Below are 16,489 nucleotides of genomic sequence, written 5' to 3'. Positions count from 1 at the left end.
GATGGAAAAGATGCCCAAATGGGCCGATGTCGTTCTGATCCCTGTCATCAGCTTGTTATTGGCCACAATCCTTTCTGCGTTGGTCATTCTGGCCATTGGAGAGAACCCGGCCGAAGCGGTGAACCTGATGGTCACCGGCGCACTGGGATCGACCTATGGCTGGGGCTACACGCTGTATTACGCCACCAACTTCATGTTCACCGGGCTGGCGGTTGCCGTGGCCTTCCACGCCCGGCTGTTCAACATCGGGGGCGAGGGGCAGGCGATGCTGGGCGGGCTTGGCGTTGCGATGGTGTGCCTTTACATTGACTGGCCGCATTGGAGCATTGCGTTGGTGGCTGCCGGTTTGGGCGCAGCTTTGTTCGGCGCGGCATGGGCTGCGATCCCAGCTTATCTGCAGGCAAAACGTGGCAGCCATATCGTGATCACCACGATCATGTTCAACTTCATTGCTGCCGCCTTCCTGAACTACATGCTGGTCAATGTGATGCGCCCGCAGGGGTCGCAAGACCCGGCGACCGCGCGTTTCCCCGAAGCCGTGCATTTGCCGACGTTCCAGTCGATGTTCTCGACCGCCGAAAACGTCGTATTCCGTGGCGCGCCTGCAAATATCTCGTTCTTTGTGGCCGTGCTTGCCTGTGTGGTCGTGTGGGCGCTGATCTGGCGCACCCGCCTGGGATACGAAATTCGCGCCTATGGCCATTCGGAAACCGGAGCCGTTTATGCTGGCATCTCGCCGGTTCGGATCACCATCATCGCCATGCTGATTTCCGGCGCGCTGGCTGGTCTGATGGCAATCAACAACGTGATGGGCGAAGCTGAACGGCTGGTTCTCAACTCGACCGAAGGCGCGGGCTTCATCGGCATCGCTGTGGCCCTCATGGGCCGGTCACACCCGTTCGGCGTATTCCTGGCGGCGTTGCTGTTCGGGTTCCTGTATCAAGGCGGCGCAGAACTGGCGCTGTGGACGTCGATCCCGCGCGAATTGATCGTGGTCATTCAGGCGCTGGTCATCCTGTTTACGGGGGCGCTGGACAACATGGTGCGCATGCCGCTTGAAAAACTGTTCCTGGGCATGCGTAAGGGGGCCGAGTGATGGAGTTTTTTGTAACGCTCATCCAAATCCTCGACTCAACTATCCGACTGGCTACGCCCCTTTTGTTGGCCTGTCTGGCCGGGCTGTATTCGGAACGGGCAGGTATTTTCGACATCGGGCTTGAGGGCAAGATGCTGATGGCTGCCTTCTTTTCCGCCGCCGTCGCCGCTGTAACCGGATCGGTCTGGCTCGGCCTGTCGGCTGGTATCGCTGCCTCGCTGATCCTGTCGGGGTTGCATGGGCTGGCTTCCATCACGTTCCGGGGAAACCAGTTGATCTCGGGTGTGGCGATCAACTTTCTTGCTGCGGGTATGACTGTTCTGGTCGCACAAAGCTGGTTCAAACAAGGGGGGCGAACGCCATCTTTGTTCGGGGGTGGGCGCTTTGAATCTGCCGAATTCCCTTACGCGATCGGACCTGAGGATGCAGAGCTAACCGGGCGGTCGGTTTCAGATCTGATGTCGGATGCCAATGTTGTACATTTGGTCTATTCCGAACTTCTTTCCGGGCATTCAATTCTTGTCTATATCGCGTTCCTTATGGTTCCGTTGACATGGTGGATACTGTACCGGACCCGCTTTGGTTTGCGCCTGCGGGCTGTCGGCGAAAACCCGGCGGCGGTGGATACGGCTGGCGTGTCGGTCGTCGGTCTGCGCTTTGCAGCAGTTGCCATCTGTGGTGTACTTTGCGGCATTGCCGGGGCCTATCTGGCCACCGCCTTGCAGGCCGGGTTCGTCAAGGAAATGACCGCTGGTCGTGGGTTCATCGCATTGGCCGCGCTGATCTTTGCCAAATGGCGGCCATGGCACGCGATGTGGGCCTGTCTGCTGTTTGGCCTGTTGCAAGCGATCGCCCTGCGGTTCCAGAACATCGATCTGGGTGGCGTGGTCATCCCGGTGCAGATGATGGACGCCCTGCCCTACATCCTGACCGTGGTGATTCTGGCCGGGTTTGTCGGCAAGGCTGTTCCGCCACGCGCAGGAGGCGAACCCTACGTCAAAGAACGCTGATTGTACCGGTTCAGAGCCATCGAAGGATCCTTTTTGCTGCAAAGCGGCATGGACAGTTGATTTTGCGCGCCGCAGAGGTTCTAAGGAGATACGGACGTGTCCGAAATCACCTTTGCCGATGTGGTGTCCCCTCAGGCCGGATGAGTTTCCCAGCGCGCGCCGTTCGGTGCGCGCCCTGCGTTCCGGTCCTTGAAGTTGGCGTCATCAGACGCTCTGTCGCGTTGCACGGTGCGGCCGGTACCATTTAGAAGTAGACATGCAGATTTACCTCCCTATCGCCGAAGTCTCAGTCAACGCCTTCTTGCTATTCGGGCTGGGAGGCATGGTCGGGATACTCTCTGGCATGTTCGGCGTCGGCGGAGGGTTTCTGATGACCCCTCTGCTGTTCTTTATCGGCATCCCCCCGGCAGTCGCTGTGGCGACCGAGGCAAATCAGATCGTCGCCTCTTCATTCTCAGGCGTTCTGGCGCATTTCAGGCGCAGAACGGTTGATCTGAAAATGGGCGGTGTTCTTTTGGTCGGTGGTCTGACCGGCGCAGCGCTGGGGGTCGTTGTCTTTAACTACCTCAAAAGCCTTGGCCAGGTCGATCTGCTGGTCAAGCTTTGCTATGTCGTGTTCCTTGGCGTGATCGGCAGTCTGATGTTCATCGAAAGCGTCCGCGCACTGCGCAAGTCCCGCAAAGGCGGAGCCGGGGCACCAAAGCGGCGCCAGCGGGGCTGGATTCACGCCTTACCGTTTAAGATGCGATTTCGCACCTCTGGCCTGTATATCTCGATCATCCCACCCTTGATCGTCGGTCTTTTTGTTGGCGTATTGTCTGCGATCATGGGTGTTGGCGGCGGCTTCATCATGGTTCCCGCGATGATCTATCTGTTGGGCATGCCGACCAAAGTGGTTGTCGGAACATCGCTGTTCCAGATCATCTTTGTCACCGGTTTCACCACGATGCTGCACGCAACGACGAACTATACGGTGGATGTCGTGCTGGCGGTCCTCTTGCTGGTGGGGGGTGTTGTTGGGGCCCAGATCGGCACCGTCATCGGTGCCCGCATGCCAGCCGAACAACTGAGGGTGCTGCTGGCTGCGCTGGTTCTAGTCGTTTGCGGCAAGCTGGCATTGGACCTGTTGCTACAACCGGCGGAACTGTTCTCGCTTGGCGATGCGGGGGGGCACTGATCATGTTTCGGTGGATTGCCGCATTGTGTCTGATCTGTCTGCCGGCGCTTGCCGCTGAAGAACAGGTTGTGCTGGGCCTCAGCCAGGACCGGGTGTCGATCACGGCCAATTTCGACGGGTCCGAAATCCTGGTGTTCGGCGCCATCAAACGCGAGGCCCCGATTCCCGAAGGCCCCCCGCTGCAGGTCATTGTGTCGGTGGCTGGCCCATCAGAACCGGTGACCGTCCGCCGCAAAGAAAGAAAATTCGGAATCTGGGTGAATACAGACAGCGTGTTGGTCGATTCTGCCCCAAGCTTTTATGCAGTTGCGACCAGTGCCCCGTTTGATGACATCCTGACCGATACCGAAGACCTGCGGTATCGGGTTTCAATTGAACGCGCCATTCGCTCTGTCGGCGCAGCGATGCACATCAGGGACGCCCAGGCATTCGCCGAGGCCGTCGTTCGGATTCGTGAGGAAGAAGGCCTGTATTCAATCCGCGAGGATACCGTGGCCGTGGACGAACAGACCCTGTTTCGTACGTCTATCGAGATGCCCGCAGACCTGACCGAAGGCGACTACAGGACACGCATCTTTCTGACACGCGGGGGCGAGGTCGTCTCTCAGTTCGAAACGACGATCGATGTCAGAAAAGTTGGTCTGGAACGTTTCCTGTACAATATGTCCCGCCAGCAGCCGATCTGGTATGGTCTCATGTCTTTGGCCATCGCCATTGCGGCCGGTTGGGGTGCATCCACTGCATTCCGTCTGTTACGGGAAAACTGATCCTTAGCCGCGTCCGATATAGGGCATCGTCGTTGCCATCACTGTCATGAACTGAACATTCGCTTCGGGCGGTAGTTCGGCCATGTACAGAACGGATTCTGCGGCGTTCTCAACAGGCATTGTCGGGTCCGGTGTGCGACCTTCCGCGATGGCGGCATCTACCAGTTCCTGCACCATCGGGGTACGCGCATTCCCGATATCGATCTGTCCGCAGGCGATGCCAAAGGGCCGCCCATCCAACGACAGGCTGCGGGTCAAACCGGTGATCGCGTGTTTCGTTGTTGTGTAGTGAACCGAGTTCGGCCGTGGCACATGCGCGGAAATCGAGCCGTTATTGATGATCCGCCCGCCCTGAGGTGTCTGACGCCGCATCGCGGCAAAAGCGGCCCGGGCACAATGGAACATCCCGTTAAGGTTTACGTTGACTGTTTGCGCCCAATCTTCCAGGGCGATTTCGTCAATTGTACCGCCCGGCGCAAATATCCCGGCATTGTTAAACAACACATCCAGTCGCCCAACCTTGTTTTTGAAGTTTGAAAAGGCCGCATCAACCGCGCTGGGATCGGTTACATCCGCCACCAATGGAATTGCGTTCGCGTGGGGCGCGGCGATCTCGCTCAGAATGTCCGCAGACCGGGCCAATAGCCCAACAGTCCAGCCGTTGGCCAAAAACAACTCGGCCGTTGTGCGACCGATGCCCGAGCTTGCTCCGGTTACGATAATTGTCCTCATATCTCTTCTGCCTCCAGGGTCAGCGAGGCGGCGGGAACTGCACGCAGATCGTCAACGCGCAATGGGTGGGTTGGCTTGGACAAACGGTTGCGCACCACCCAGATCAGCCGTTGCTGCGCACGTGTAATTGCCACATAGGCCAGGCGCTTCCACAACGGCTGCCCCGCCTCGGTCCGCCCCATGCGGGCGGCGGCATAGATGTCAGGTGCAAAAACCTGAACGGTGTCCCATTGCGAGCCTTGAGCTTTGTGGATCGTAACCGCTGCGCCATGTAGAAACGTCGCGCCCATACGCGCGGCATAGGGGATGAAGGGCTCCTCCTCGTCCGGTTTTTCGATTTGAACGATCGAGGCTGCGCTGACCTGCGGGTCCTCGGCCCCCATGACGTGCAGTCGGGAAAACCCGGGCTTGCGCCCCGGCCCGAGATAAATCACCTGCGCGCCCTTGATCAGCCCGCGCGCCTCAAGGTCCAATCGTTTCTTTCGATGTTTCAGCGGTAGTTCAATCCCGTCACAAATCAGCGGCTCGCCTTCAAGCAACTCGGTTTCCGGAGCACCATGCACATTACGGAATGCCTGTATCAGACGAATACGCGTGGCATTGCGCCAGACCAGCACCGGGCTGCGCGCCATCAGATCAACCTCGACCCGCTGCCCCCAGACCACGCGATCATCCTTGCGGGCCGTCTGCTCGACCAGACGTTCGAAATCCTCGAACGCCATTGCAGGGTCTGCAAGGGCGTGCGCAAGGTCCAGGATCGGGTTGTCGGCGGTCTGACGGTGGACCCGGTGCAATGTCAGCTTTCGCGGCTCGGGCAGAGCTTCGAACACCATCGAGCCGGACTGGTTGACCGGTGCCAGCTGCGCCGGGTCACCGAACAGCAGGAGGGTTGGGAAGATTTCTTTCAGATCCTCGAACTGCCGGTCGTCCAGCATCGAAGCTTCGTCGATGAACCCGATATCAAGCGGCTCTTCCCGGCGCTTCCAACCTGTGATGAAGTCGGAGCCCCGTAGCCCGGCGGCAGCCAAAGCCCCAGGAATGGACTTGTTGTTGGTATAGAACGCAGCGGCGCGATCCAACGCTTCATCCGTCAGGCCCTCAATCTCGGGTCGTTCATCATTTCCCGCCAGCCACTCGGCGATACGCTCATATTCCGGGTCATAGACCGGGGTATAAAGGATGCGGTGAATGGTCGTCGCTGGCACGCCGCGCAGGCGCAGGACACTGGCCGCCTTGTTGGTTGGCGCAAGAATGGCAAGGCTGCGTTTGTCCCTGTTCTTCCGGCTTTCGAAATCGCCGGATACCACTTGAACACCGGTATCAGCCAAAGCCTTGTACAGTTCGCCCAACAAAAGCGTTTTGCCTGACCCGGCTTTGCCAATAACGGCCATCACCCCGGACTTCCCGTTGCCGGGCAGCTTCAGCAGGGCGTCGTCATCCAGGTCGACTCCTGCAGATTTCAGCATCTCAGATATGCTGTCATATGCGGCGGCCTGGTCTTCGGAAAAGGTCACAGTAGGCAAAGACATGGCGCGACCCTACAAGGCCGCGCCATCCTGGGCCAGATACCGATTCCGAATTTCTGCACCTTTAGGCTGACAATGCAAAGCGGTGCTCTGTCCCGCTCCCAAATGCAGTGCGAAACCATAGCTGAGAAAGCTTGCGCGGAATGCCCGCCCGGGCCGCAACACGGTTGCAATCATCCGCCGAATACGGCCACAGGCCCACCGATATCTGGTCGCGCCCTTTACCTTGCGCGCCGAGCACAGTTGGCGAAGACCCGATGAGCCGATAGATCCGGATCATCCGAGCATCAAACACGCCCGCGATGTGGGTCAGACCAAACCCTTCCATCATCTCTCCGCCGCTGAGCATGATGGCACCCGCCGTATGTGGGCTGGCGGTGCGTGACAGACAGAACCGCGTGACCTCCCAAATCAATGGGCTGCAAATCGGCTTGCCCCCGGTCAGATGGCCGAACACCTCGTTAACCATAACCGGGCCTGTTGTCGGCAGAACCCGCATTGAGCCTCCGTGACTGCCGTCTGCTTCTTCCCAGATCACATAGAGCGGGTTCAGATCATCGTATTTGTCCCGTTCATGCCCATCCTTGTTGACGTAGACATCCCACCCCAGCCGGGTTTTGAACTGATCGGCGCGGTCTCGAAACATCCCCTCGGCCAATTCCGGAAACTTGTATAATTCATCGGCATAAAGATACCGCAGCATGACTTGATCCCCTTATCGTCCAATTGCTGGAACAAAGGGGGTACAAAGGCATGGTTAATTTACAGTGAGACCACCGTACGTTGCTTAAACGACGATTAACCCTCGGCTGAGTGCTGTTGCGATAGCGTGGGTTGTGTTCTGCGCACCCAATTTCGAGCGGGCGCTTTCGATATAAGCCCTCAACGTATGCTCCGAGATCGAGAGGGAGTGGGCGACTTGCGCGCGGCTATAGCCAAGGGCGAGAAGCGTCATGGCATCAATCTCGCGCGGGGACAGCCCACGCCGGTTTTCTGGCTGGCGGTTCTTTTCGAACTCCAGTGCCTTTCGGTTCAGGAAATGCGCGATCAGGATCAGATCATTGCCGTAGTCCTGAATGAAACTCCGCCAGGTTTGATCGTCGCAATTGTGGTTCACGGTGAACAATGCAAACTGGCCGCTGGGGCCACGCAAAGGGATCGAGTAGCCTTGATTGCCGACGCCATGATCATGGGCATCGAGCAGGAAAGCCCGGACCGCTTTGCCAGACCAGTCCAGCTGTTTCCAGTCGACCGGATGAAAACGCTGGAAACAGCCAATGATGACTGGGTCGATCCGGTGATAATTTCGGTCGCGATAACGTTCGTCCCAAGCGTCAGAATAGGTCGTAAAGCCGTATTGATCGCCTGCACCATCCACCCAGTGATAGGTGATGTGACTGAGGTTCAGAATGTCCCGGAGTTGAACGGCAACACCCGTCAGCTCTTCAAGCGTGTTGGTGTTTTCCAAATCCTTGGGGATTTGGCTCAAGTCGTACTTTGTTCCCATTCGCGGGCGCCCGTGCCTCATCCTGCATGGACGCGATCTCGGCCGCGGCGATCAGCCTGGTATCGTCAAGCTGCTCGGCAAGCGCGGTCAACCCGTTCGCCACCGCAAAGGCGTTGAGGTCCGACAACACATCCAATATCCACTCATTTTGCGCCATCAGGGTGTCCCCGAATTAGTTAACGAAGGGTTAACACAACCATAACATGAGCAGGTTATTTTGGCATATTCACTGCTTTCTACTCCCCAGAAATAGCGGGGGCTGGCGATCTAAGCCGTTGTAAACAAAATAAGTAGCCAAAATACGCAAAACGCTCGCACAACGACAGCGCGCCGTGCGAGCGTTCCAATTGAGTGCTGCGCGCTCAACCGCGAGCGGCAAGAACCTCTTCCAGAGTCCGCATACCCGTACGCGGCGCCTGAACCAAAACCGACATGTTGCCCGGCTTATGTTCATTGCGCATCATCTTCATATGCGCCTCGGGCAGATCGGCCCAGGTGAAAACCTCGGACATGCACGGGTCCAACCGCCGTTCGACCATCAACTGGTTCGCTGCGGCAGCTTGCTTCAAATGCGCAAAATGCGAGCCCTGAAGGCGTTTCTGATGCATCCACATGTAACGTACGTCGAACGTCAGATTATAACCGGTGGTGCCTGCACAGATCACAACCATGCCGCCTTTCTTCACGACAAAGGTTGAAACCGGGAAAGTGCTCTCACCGGGGTGTTCGAACACCATATCGACGTTCACGCCCTTGCCGGTGATATCCCAGATCGCTTTGCCAAACTTGCGGGCCTCTTTGAACCACTCGGCATATTCCGGGGTGTTCACCGTGGGCAGTTGACCCCAGCAGTTGAAATCCTTGCGGTTGATGACGCCCTTCGCGCCCAGATCCATCACAAAGTCACGCTTGCTTTCATCCGAAATGACACCAATCGCATTGGCACCCGCAGTGTTGATCAACTGGATCGCATAAGAACCCAAACCGCCCGAGGCACCCCAGACCAGAACGTTCTGGCCGGGTTTGAGATCATGCGGCTCGTGACCGAACAGCATCCGGTAAGCCGTGGCGAGAGTCAGCGTGTAACAAGCGCTTTCCTCCCAGGTCAGGTGCTTGGGGCGCGGCATCAATTGCTGCGCCTGCACGTTGGTGAACTGCGCGAAGGATCCGTCGGGCGTTTCGTAACCCCAGATCCGTTGGCTGGGCGAATACATCGGATCGCCGCCGTTGCAGTATTCGTCGTCTCCATCATCCTGATTACAGTGGATGACGACCTCGTCGCCCACTTTCCAACGCTTTACCTTGTCACCCACGGCCCAGACGATGCCCGAGGCATCAGAGCCGGCAATGTGAAACGGCTGGCCGTGACCATCAAACGGGCTGATCGGCTTGCCAAGCGACGCCCAAACACCGTTATAGTTCACGCCCGCCGCCATCACGAGAACCAGCACCTCGTGACTGTCCAGTTTGGGTACATCGACGACTTCCAGCTGCATGGCAGTGTCCGGTTCGCCATGGCGCTCCTTACGGATGGCCCAGGCGTACATCTGTTTTGGTACATATCCCATCGGAGGGATTTCACCCATCTCATAGAGGTCTTTTTCCGGTGCCTCGTACGACGCGATACCGCTATCGGTGTCCAGAGCCATGTTGGCCTCCCTTATGCAACTGTGTTGCCGCGATGCAGAATCGCGGGTTTCTCAGCATGAGATATTGGCCACAAAGAAATAATGCAACCGCTTTTGATCCATTTTTGTAATTTTATGACCCAGCAGTCGCAGAAATATCCTTCGCAGTCGCAGCATTCGACGGTTTTCCTGGAAGGGCAGAAGAGGCTGCATAATAAGCAAGCAAATCTGATCGCTGCCCCGAAGGCCGCAAAACGCCCTTGTCGCGCACTAGGATACGCCGGTCGACAAGCTGATCGACAGCCGCTCGCACCGATTGCCCGTCATCATCAGGCATATGCAACTTCATCAGTTCCGGCAGCTGATCCTCAGAAACCTCCCCATTTTCCTGGACCAGCCGGCACGCTGCCGGCAAAGGGACAACTGGAATTGCCCCCGCAATGCGCCGCATCAGTTCACGCGCCAGATCAGATGTCAGATCACGTTCGTGGGTTTTCCGAAACTGCTGCAGCGAGATCGGCATCGCATATCGAACCGAGGCAACGCCAAACCGTTTGTATCGGCCAATGATCCGCCGCCAAATCTGCTTGAGCGTCCACCGGGTGATCACACCGATCCGCGCCCGAAACCTGCGTTCAGTCCCAAGGGCCGCGGCGGTCAGTATGGTGTCCTCCAACACCCGGTCATAGTTCAGCGCCACCGGGACAAAAACAACATCACGTCCCTCGGGGTCCGCCCCGTCTGTGATATATTTCAGCAACCCTAGTTTCGGACGGCCCAACTGCCCATTCAGGCTCAGGCCTCCTTCCGGAAACATCGCCTGCGTGACGCCCGCTTCGGTCGCATAGCGGACATAGCTGGCCAACACCTGCCGGTAAAGATCGCTTCCCGATTTGCGCCGGATAAAATATGCCCCCATGGCCCGGATCAAACGACTAAGAGGCCAGACACGTGCCCATTCTCCCACGGCATAGGACAACGCAGACCGCCGCGCGGCCAGATAGGTGACCAGGACATAATCCATGTTGCTGCGGTGGTTCATCACAAAAACAACGGTCGCCTGCGGATCAATCCCGTTGATCGCATCCTCGTCCTGATAGCTGAGCCGTACGTTGTAGAACGCGTTGCTCAGTAGCCGGGCCAGCCGAATGGCGATGCTGAAATAGATCGTGGCCGAAAACGAGGGCACAATCTCGCGGGCATACCGGCGCGCCATTTCGGATGCGACGCCTTCGGGAATACCTTCCTGCTGCGCATATTGCTGCGCGGCCTTACTGACCTGAGGGTCGTAGATCAGCCTTTGGATCATGTCGTGCCGCTCGGCCAACTTAAAAGGCTGGATCGGGCGCTGCAATCTTTGATTCAATCGCGCAACCGCGCGCTCTAGCCGCCTGCGAAAGAACCAGCGTACGGAGGGAAACAGGAAATGCGACGCAAATGTGATCGCGGCGAAAACCACGATCAACACGAAAAGCCAAAGCGGAAGTTCCACGGTTTGCATCATGGCCGCACAGTGCCATCAAATGCCCCCTCTCACAATCTGAAGAAAAACGGGCATGCCGCGATGCAGCGAATTGACATGTCCATAAAATTGCGATTTAGAGGCTCTGTGAGTAATTTTGTTACCCATCAAATCACGAGGCCCCGTAATGACGCAGTCGCAGAAAGATCGCCCCTGGCTTATCCGCACCTATGCCGGGCACTCGACAGCGCAAGCCTCGAACGCGCTCTATCGCAGCAACCTGGCAAAAGGACAGACCGGACTGTCCGTGGCCTTCGACCTGCCCACCCAAACCGGATATGACAGCGATCATACGCTGGCTCGGGGCGAGGTCGGCAAGGTGGGCGTTCCGATCTGCCATCTGGGCGATATGCGCGTTCTGTTCGATCAGATTCCGCTGGAACAGATGAACACTTCGATGACCATCAACGCCACCGCCCCTTGGCTATTGGCGTTATATATTGCGGTAGCCGAAGAACAGGGGGCGGACGTTTCAAAGCTGCAAGGCACCGTCCAGAACGATCTGATCAAGGAATACCTCAGCCGCGGCACCTATGTTTGCCCGCCAAAGCCGTCATTGAAAATGATCGCTGACGTGGCCGAGTATTGCTATGCGAACGTGCCGAAGTGGAACCCGATGAACGTGTGTTCCTATCACCTGCAAGAGGCCGGCGCGACGCCCGAACAAGAACTGGCTTATGCATTGGCCACCGCGATTGCCGTATTGGATGAACTACGTCCACGCGTTCCGGTCGAAGATTTCCCGGCGCTCTGTGGCCGCATCTCATTTTTCGTGAATGCGGGAATTCGGTTTGTTACCGAAATGTGCAAAATGCGCGCATTTGTCGATCTTTGGGATGAAATCCTGCAACAACGCTATGGCGTCGAGAACCCGAAATTCCGCAGGTTCCGCTATGGCGTTCAGGTCAACTCGCTGGGTCTGACCGAACAGCAACCTGAAAACAATGTCTACCGCATCCTGATTGAAATGCTGGCGGTGACGCTGTCTAAAAAGGCGCGCGCCCGGGCCGTCCAGTTGCCTGCGTGGAACGAAGCGCTGGGTCTGCCGCGCCCATGGGATCAGCAATGGTCGATGCGGATGCAACAAATTCTGGCCTATGAGACCGATCTACTGGAATACGGCGATCTGTTTGATGGAAACCCTGCTGTCGACGCGAAGGTCGAAGAACTGAAAAAAGGCGCACGCGCAGAATTGGCTAACCTTGACTCGATGGGTGGTGCTGTCGCCTCAATCGAATACATGAAATCCCGGTTGGTGGATTCCAACGCCGACCGCCTGAACCGGATCGAGCGGAACGAGACTGTAGTCGTTGGTGTCAACAAGTGGGTCGAGGGCGAACCGTCGCCGCTGCAAACCGAAGATGGTGGAATTATGGTCGTCGACCCAGCCGTCGAGCATGAGCAGATCGACCGCCTGAATGCCTGGCGTGCGGACCGGGACGATGCTGCCGTCATCGCGGCACTGGCCGCATTGAGGGAAGCTGCCCAAAACGGTAAGAACATGATGGAGCCATCCATCGCCGCAGCCAAGGCGGGCGTGACCACGGGCGAGTGGGCCGAGGAGATGCGCAAAGCCTATGGCACCTATCGCGGCCCGACCGGCGTTTCCGGATCAGTCTCGAACAAGACCGAAGGGTTGGAGGAGTTGCGCGCGGCCGTTGACGCGGTTAGCGACAGCCTGGGACGTCGACTGAAGTTTCTGGTCGGCAAGCCCGGCCTGGATGGCCATTCAAACGGCGCCGAGCAAATCGCTTTCCGTGCCCGAGACTGTGGTATGGACATAACTTATGACGGCATCCGCCTGACCCCGGAAGAGATTGTTGCCGCCGCAATTGAAGATGATGCCCATGTCGTCGGCCTTTCGATCCTGTCCGGCAGTCACTTGCCTCTGGTTCAGGACGTCATGACTCGTATGGCCGAGGCTGGCCTGACCCAAATCCCCGTTGTTGTCGGCGGTATTATTCCCGATGAAGACGCCGAAAGATTGAGGCAGATGGGTGTAGCCAAAGTCTATACACCAAAGAATTTTGAGCTAAACGCAATCATGGGCGATATTGTGACTCTGGCAGATCCCCAGAATATCGCCGCCTAACAACTCCGAATTCGCCGCACCTCATTTTTGATCTACGTCCCAATAAATTCGGGAGTGGATAAAATACGCACGTTTAATTAATGTGCGCGACACACTCGAAAATTGCAGGCCAAAAGTGGAGAAAATGATGGGAATAAATCTTGAGAAAATGTCACGCAAGGAATTGTTGGAATTGCGCGGCAAAATTGAAAGCGCAATAAGAAATGCCGAAGTTCGCGAACGGAAGGAAGCATTGCAGGCAGCAGAAAAAGCAGCTGCAGATTTCGGCTTTTCCCTTTCGGAATTGACATCAGGCCAGCAGCGCACGATCAAAAAGACAAAAGCAAAACCAAAATATCGCAACCCTGCCAACCCGGATCAAACCTGGTCAGGACGTGGCCGCAAGCCGCAGTGGGTTCATGATGCCTTAAAGTCCGGAGCGGACGTTTCCGATTTGGAAATTTGAAACAAGGGCCCAAAACAAATGACAATTCATATTGGCGCAGAAAAAGGTGAAATCGCGGAAACGGTTTTGTTACCGGGCGATCCGTATCGCGCAAAATGGGCAGCCGAAACGTTTCTGAGCGACGTAAAGCAAATCAACAATGTTCGCGGCATGCTTGGCTTCACGGGAACCTGGAATGGGAACCCCGTTACCATTCAAGGCAGCGGAATGGGCATGCCGTCGCTGTCGATCTATGTGAATGAGCTGATCCGCGACTACGGCGCCAAAACACTGATCCGGATCGGATCCTGCGGCGGGATGCAGGATCACGTGTCTGTCCATGACGTCATTCTGGCCATGACCTCCACCACTCTCAGCACACCATCGCGCGGTATCATGAAGGAACTCAACTTCGCCCCCTGCGCCGATTGGGGTCTGCTACAAGCGGCGGCACAGGCTGCACAAGCCAAGGGCACACCAACCCATGTTGGCGGCATCTATTCGTCGGATGTGTTTTACGACGAACGCCCGGACCTGAACGAACAGATGGTTCGCCATGGTATTCTGGGCGTCGAGATGGAGGCAGCAGAACTGTACATCCTCGCAGCCCGCCACAAATGCCGGGCTCTGGCCGTTTTGACAGTGTCCGACCACCTGTTGACCGGAGAAGCCCTGCCCTCGTCGGACCGCGAAAGCAGCTTTGGCGATATGGTGGAAATCGCGCTTCAGGCTGCGTTTCCGAACAGCTGAATGACTTTTGAAACAGGCGCCACCTTATGTGCCTGTTTCCCAATCGCACTAGCGGCCATGCGACCGGTCATAGCCATTGGGTGCCGGACTTTGCCACCCCACCAAAGCTTCGTCAGCGGGCGCAAAAACCTCAACCCGCAGCGGATGGCAGGACGCAGTGTCCGATGAGTGTTCGGACGAACAATCCCCACCGGGACAGGCGCTGAGGTCGCCCAGCAGATCAATCTCGGCAAAAAACTCCAGATAATCGCCGGGGCGGACGGGAGACGCCTTCATGAAATACTGACCGGTGTCGCGCGTGAACCCTGTGCACATGAACACGTTCAGCACATCATGAACGGCCGGTTCTGCTTCGGACAACGGGATACTCAAGTGATCAGCCAAAGCCCGGGTCAGATTGGAATGACAGCAATGGTGATACTGCGTTCCCGACAACAAATTGCCCGTATAAGGATCACAGCGGGTGCCGATCACATCATGAACGGACCCTCCGAATTGGTCGATCCCGTACCAACCCAGCGTATCCTCAACAATCGTTGCCATCGGGCGCAGATATGGGAAACTGGACCACATCCTTTCACCAACCGTCAGATGGGTCCCGTGCAGGGCGCGGGATTTTCCCGAATAGAACCGCTCGGACAGGTCCTTCAGGTTCCACAGGTTCAAGTCTCCGACCTGAGGTCCCTCGACCGAGGTGATGCGAAAGAAATGCCCGGCTGGTACTTCGAAGCAACGGGCATCACGCGGGGGGATCAGGGTTTCCGACACCTTCTGCGCATCGCGTCGGATCGCGCGCATCCATTCCAGATCAGGCTGTGGCAATCCGTCGTTCGGATAACAGATGACCGGAGCCACGGCGCGGCGTATTTCGGCATCCTCAGGCGGGTGGGGTGTGAATTCAGTGTCTGACATAGGCTGCAGAGTGGCGCAGATTCAGACCCCGGGAAAGCCCCGATTTACGGCCGCTTAACCCTGCCCCTTCATACATCGCTGCGGTTGCGTATCTGTAGGAGAAACCGCGCCACAAAAGCTGCACTTCCAGCAGCCCTCTGCCTTGTGCTGACGCCAACGGCATTCCCGCGTCAAAGACGATGTTCGTGCGCGCCAGACGAAATAGGCGAACACACCGGCAGCAAGCAAAAGCAAAAGGACAGGCATCCCTTTGCTTTGCCGATTCAGATCAGATTTTCAAGGGCCTCAGGCCGCGTTGGCATAGTGAAACAATTCGGGTTCTTGCGCAGTTCCCACTGGCAGCGGTTCCGGGGTGTAATATGCCCAAGCCTGCTCCAGCAGCCTCACGGCTTCACCAGCTTTATCGTTTTTCTTTTCCATCGGAGTGATCCTGTCCAGATTCAATCACTCCTCCCCAAGTCACAGAATAGGCCCCTGGTACTCACCGCGCATCGCACAATTTTGCAGGCTGGGGTTGCGCTTGCCGCAAACCGGCAAGCGCCAACATTCATTATACGGCGCGCTCGACCATCATCTTTTTAATCTCGGCGATTGCCTTGGCCGGGTTCAGGCCTTTGGGACAAGTCTTCGCGCAATTCATGATGGTGTGACAGCGATACAGCTTGAATGGATCTTCCAGATCGTCCAACCGCTCGCCCGTCGCCTCGTCCCGACTGTCGATGATCCAGCGATAGGCATGCAGCAGCGCAGCGGGGCCAAGATAGCGGTCACCGTTCCACCAGTAGCTTGGGCACGAGGTCGAACAACTGGCGCACATCACACATTCATAGAGGCCGTCCAGCTTTTTGCGATCTTCGATGGACTGCTTCCACTCTTTCGCGGGACGGTTGGTCTTGGTTTCAAGCCACGGCATGATCGAGGCATGCTGCGCATAGAAATGCGTCAGGTCCGGAATCAGATCCTTGACCACCGGCATATGCGGCAGCGGGTAGATTTTCACATCGCCCTTGATCTCATCCATGCCATAGATACAGGCCAGCGTGTTGATCCCGTCGATATTCATCGCACAAGAGCCACAGATGCCTTCACGGCACGAGCGGCGGAAGGTCAAGGTCGGATCAATCTCGTTCTTGATCTTGATCAGCGCGTCCAGAACCATCGGGCCGCAGCTGTCCATATCGACGAAATACGTATCGACGCTCGGGTTCTGCCCGTCATCCGGGTTCCAGCGATAAATCTGGAACTTGCGCACATTGGTCGCACCTTCTGGTTTAGGCCATGTTTTGCCCGTCGTGATACGGGAGTTCTTGGGAAGAGTGAGTTGGACCATCTCAGGCCTCCTTTCC

17 protein-coding genes are annotated in these 16,489 nt (G+C 57.1%); 7 read left to right on the top strand and 10 right to left on the bottom strand.

Features of this window, described 5'->3' with window-relative positions; translation table 11 throughout:
- The first annotated feature begins 1 nt into the window (after position 1).
- The 4 genes from ACP0GE_RS13290 (at position 2) to ACP0GE_RS13275 (ending at position 4,050) form a co-directional block, all read left to right on the top strand.
- Positions 2–1,096, top strand: a complete 1,095-nt coding sequence (locus tag ACP0GE_RS13290) for an ABC transporter permease (RefSeq protein ID WP_424832411.1) — start codon at positions 2–4, stop codon at positions 1,094–1,096.
- Complete coding sequence (locus ACP0GE_RS13285; protein ID WP_424832410.1) at positions 1,096–2,106, top strand: ABC transporter permease; 1,011 nt, start codon at positions 1,096–1,098, stop codon at positions 2,104–2,106. The genes ACP0GE_RS13290 and ACP0GE_RS13285 overlap by 1 nt, the downstream gene beginning before the upstream one ends.
- A gap of 256 nt (positions 2,107–2,362) precedes the next feature.
- Positions 2,363–3,283, top strand: a complete 921-nt coding sequence (locus ACP0GE_RS13280; protein WP_424832409.1) for a sulfite exporter TauE/SafE family protein — start codon at positions 2,363–2,365, stop codon at positions 3,281–3,283.
- A gap of 2 nt (positions 3,284–3,285) precedes the next feature.
- Positions 3,286–4,050, top strand: coding sequence for a TIGR02186 family protein (locus ACP0GE_RS13275; protein ID WP_424832408.1), 765 nt, complete (start codon positions 3,286–3,288; stop codon positions 4,048–4,050).
- 3 nt (positions 4,051–4,053) lie between these two features.
- On the opposite strand, the gene ACP0GE_RS13270 is transcribed toward ACP0GE_RS13275, so the two are convergent.
- From ACP0GE_RS13270 to ACP0GE_RS13240, 7 genes are all read right to left on the bottom strand, one after another.
- On the bottom strand, positions 4,054–4,782 hold the full coding sequence (locus ACP0GE_RS13270; protein ID WP_424832407.1) for an SDR family oxidoreductase: 729 nt from the start codon (positions 4,780–4,782) through the stop codon (positions 4,054–4,056).
- A complete protein-coding gene (locus ACP0GE_RS13265) occupies positions 4,779–6,311 on the bottom strand; it encodes an ATP-dependent DNA helicase (RefSeq protein ID WP_424832406.1) in 1,533 nt (510 codons plus the stop codon). The genes ACP0GE_RS13270 and ACP0GE_RS13265 overlap by 4 nt, the downstream gene beginning before the upstream one ends.
- Before the next feature lie 61 nt (positions 6,312–6,372).
- Entirely contained in the window at positions 6,373–7,011 is a 639-nt protein-coding gene (locus tag ACP0GE_RS13260; RefSeq protein WP_424832405.1) for an acyl-homoserine-lactone synthase, read from the bottom strand.
- An 84-nt stretch (positions 7,012–7,095) separates the two neighbouring features.
- Complete coding sequence (locus ACP0GE_RS13255; protein ID WP_424832404.1) at positions 7,096–7,815, bottom strand: helix-turn-helix transcriptional regulator; 720 nt, start codon at positions 7,813–7,815, stop codon at positions 7,096–7,098.
- Positions 7,754–7,972 (bottom strand): hypothetical protein, encoded by a 219-nt coding sequence (locus tag ACP0GE_RS13250; protein ID WP_424832403.1) that lies wholly within the window; start codon positions 7,970–7,972, stop codon positions 7,754–7,756. Before ACP0GE_RS13250 ends, ACP0GE_RS13255 begins: the two co-directional genes overlap by 62 nt.
- Positions 7,973–8,177: 205 nt before the next feature.
- Positions 8,178–9,464, bottom strand: coding sequence for a crotonyl-CoA carboxylase/reductase (gene ccrA, locus ACP0GE_RS13245; protein WP_424832402.1), 1,287 nt, complete (start codon positions 9,462–9,464; stop codon positions 8,178–8,180).
- 112 nt (positions 9,465–9,576) lie between these two features.
- Positions 9,577–10,947: a 1-acyl-sn-glycerol-3-phosphate acyltransferase gene (locus ACP0GE_RS13240; RefSeq protein ID WP_424832401.1), complete on the bottom strand. Its 1,371-nt coding sequence runs from the start codon at positions 10,945–10,947 to the stop codon at positions 9,577–9,579.
- A 145-nt stretch (positions 10,948–11,092) separates the two neighbouring features.
- Here ACP0GE_RS13240 and ACP0GE_RS13235 point away from each other — a divergent pair, with 145 nt between their 5' ends.
- From ACP0GE_RS13235 to deoD, 3 genes are all read left to right on the top strand, one after another.
- Entirely contained in the window at positions 11,093–13,057 is a 1,965-nt protein-coding gene (locus ACP0GE_RS13235) for a protein meaA (protein ID WP_424832400.1), read from the top strand.
- Between the two features lie 127 nt (positions 13,058–13,184).
- A complete protein-coding gene (locus ACP0GE_RS13230) occupies positions 13,185–13,502 on the top strand; it encodes an H-NS family nucleoid-associated regulatory protein (RefSeq protein WP_424832399.1) in 318 nt (105 codons plus the stop codon).
- A gap of 18 nt (positions 13,503–13,520) precedes the next feature.
- Positions 13,521–14,231, top strand: coding sequence for a purine-nucleoside phosphorylase (deoD, locus tag ACP0GE_RS13225; protein WP_424832398.1), 711 nt, complete (start codon positions 13,521–13,523; stop codon positions 14,229–14,231).
- 48 nt (positions 14,232–14,279) lie between these two features.
- On the opposite strand, the gene ACP0GE_RS13220 is transcribed toward deoD, so the two are convergent.
- The 3 genes from ACP0GE_RS13220 to ACP0GE_RS13210 all read right to left on the bottom strand — a co-directional run bounded on the left by ACP0GE_RS13220 (position 14,280) and on the right by ACP0GE_RS13210 (position 16,473).
- Complete coding sequence (locus tag ACP0GE_RS13220) at positions 14,280–15,143, bottom strand: urea carboxylase-associated family protein (protein ID WP_424832397.1); 864 nt, start codon at positions 15,141–15,143, stop codon at positions 14,280–14,282.
- Positions 15,144–15,428: 285 nt separating this feature from the next.
- Complete coding sequence (locus ACP0GE_RS13215; RefSeq protein WP_424832396.1) at positions 15,429–15,563, bottom strand: hypothetical protein; 135 nt, start codon at positions 15,561–15,563, stop codon at positions 15,429–15,431.
- A 130-nt stretch (positions 15,564–15,693) separates the two neighbouring features.
- On the bottom strand, positions 15,694–16,473 hold the full coding sequence (locus ACP0GE_RS13210; RefSeq protein WP_424832395.1) for a succinate dehydrogenase iron-sulfur subunit: 780 nt from the start codon (positions 16,471–16,473) through the stop codon (positions 15,694–15,696).
- Between the last annotated feature and the right edge of the window lie 16 nt (positions 16,474–16,489).

Origin of the sequence: Ruegeria sp. (assembly GCF_965243365.1) — a bacterium.
Taxonomy (GTDB): domain Bacteria; phylum Pseudomonadota; class Alphaproteobacteria; order Rhodobacterales; family Rhodobacteraceae; genus Ruegeria.
The sequence above is the reverse complement of the archived record's forward strand: the minus strand, read 5'-3'. Positions and strand labels throughout refer to the sequence as shown.

What these genes read in the sequence shown, in the direction of transcription:
- ACP0GE_RS13255 (WP_424832404.1), bottom strand. Translation starts at nt 7,815, where the DNA reads ATGGGAACAAAGTACGACTTGAGCCAAATCCCCAAGGATTTGGAAAAC.
- ACP0GE_RS13220 (WP_424832397.1), bottom strand. Translation starts at nt 15,143, where the DNA reads ATGTCAGACACTGAATTCACACCCCACCCGCCTGAGGATGCCGAAATA.
- ACP0GE_RS13275 (WP_424832408.1), top strand. Translation starts at nt 3,286, where the DNA reads ATGTTTCGGTGGATTGCCGCATTGTGTCTGATCTGTCTGCCGGCGCTT.
- ACP0GE_RS13285 (WP_424832410.1), top strand. Translation starts at nt 1,096, where the DNA reads ATGGAGTTTTTTGTAACGCTCATCCAAATCCTCGACTCAACTATCCGA.
- ACP0GE_RS13215 (WP_424832396.1), bottom strand. Translation starts at nt 15,563, where the DNA reads ATGGAAAAGAAAAACGATAAAGCTGGTGAAGCCGTGAGGCTGCTGGAG.
- ACP0GE_RS13280 (WP_424832409.1), top strand. Translation starts at nt 2,363, where the DNA reads ATGCAGATTTACCTCCCTATCGCCGAAGTCTCAGTCAACGCCTTCTTG.
- ACP0GE_RS13230 (WP_424832399.1), top strand. Translation starts at nt 13,185, where the DNA reads ATGGGAATAAATCTTGAGAAAATGTCACGCAAGGAATTGTTGGAATTG.
- ACP0GE_RS13260 (WP_424832405.1), bottom strand. Translation starts at nt 7,011, where the DNA reads ATGCTGCGGTATCTTTATGCCGATGAATTATACAAGTTTCCGGAATTG.
- deoD (WP_424832398.1), top strand. Translation starts at nt 13,521, where the DNA reads ATGACAATTCATATTGGCGCAGAAAAAGGTGAAATCGCGGAAACGGTT.
- ccrA (WP_424832402.1), bottom strand. Translation starts at nt 9,464, where the DNA reads ATGGCTCTGGACACCGATAGCGGTATCGCGTCGTACGAGGCACCGGAA.
- ACP0GE_RS13250 (WP_424832403.1), bottom strand. Translation starts at nt 7,972, where the DNA reads ATGGCGCAAAATGAGTGGATATTGGATGTGTTGTCGGACCTCAACGCC.
- ACP0GE_RS13290 (WP_424832411.1), top strand. Translation starts at nt 2, where the DNA reads ATGGAAAAGATGCCCAAATGGGCCGATGTCGTTCTGATCCCTGTCATC.
- ACP0GE_RS13265 (WP_424832406.1), bottom strand. Translation starts at nt 6,311, where the DNA reads ATGTCTTTGCCTACTGTGACCTTTTCCGAAGACCAGGCCGCCGCATAT.
- ACP0GE_RS13270 (WP_424832407.1), bottom strand. Translation starts at nt 4,782, where the DNA reads ATGAGGACAATTATCGTAACCGGAGCAAGCTCGGGCATCGGTCGCACA.
- ACP0GE_RS13235 (WP_424832400.1), top strand. Translation starts at nt 11,093, where the DNA reads ATGACGCAGTCGCAGAAAGATCGCCCCTGGCTTATCCGCACCTATGCC.
- ACP0GE_RS13210 (WP_424832395.1), bottom strand. Translation starts at nt 16,473, where the DNA reads ATGGTCCAACTCACTCTTCCCAAGAACTCCCGTATCACGACGGGCAAA.
- ACP0GE_RS13240 (WP_424832401.1), bottom strand. Translation starts at nt 10,947, where the DNA reads ATGATGCAAACCGTGGAACTTCCGCTTTGGCTTTTCGTGTTGATCGTG.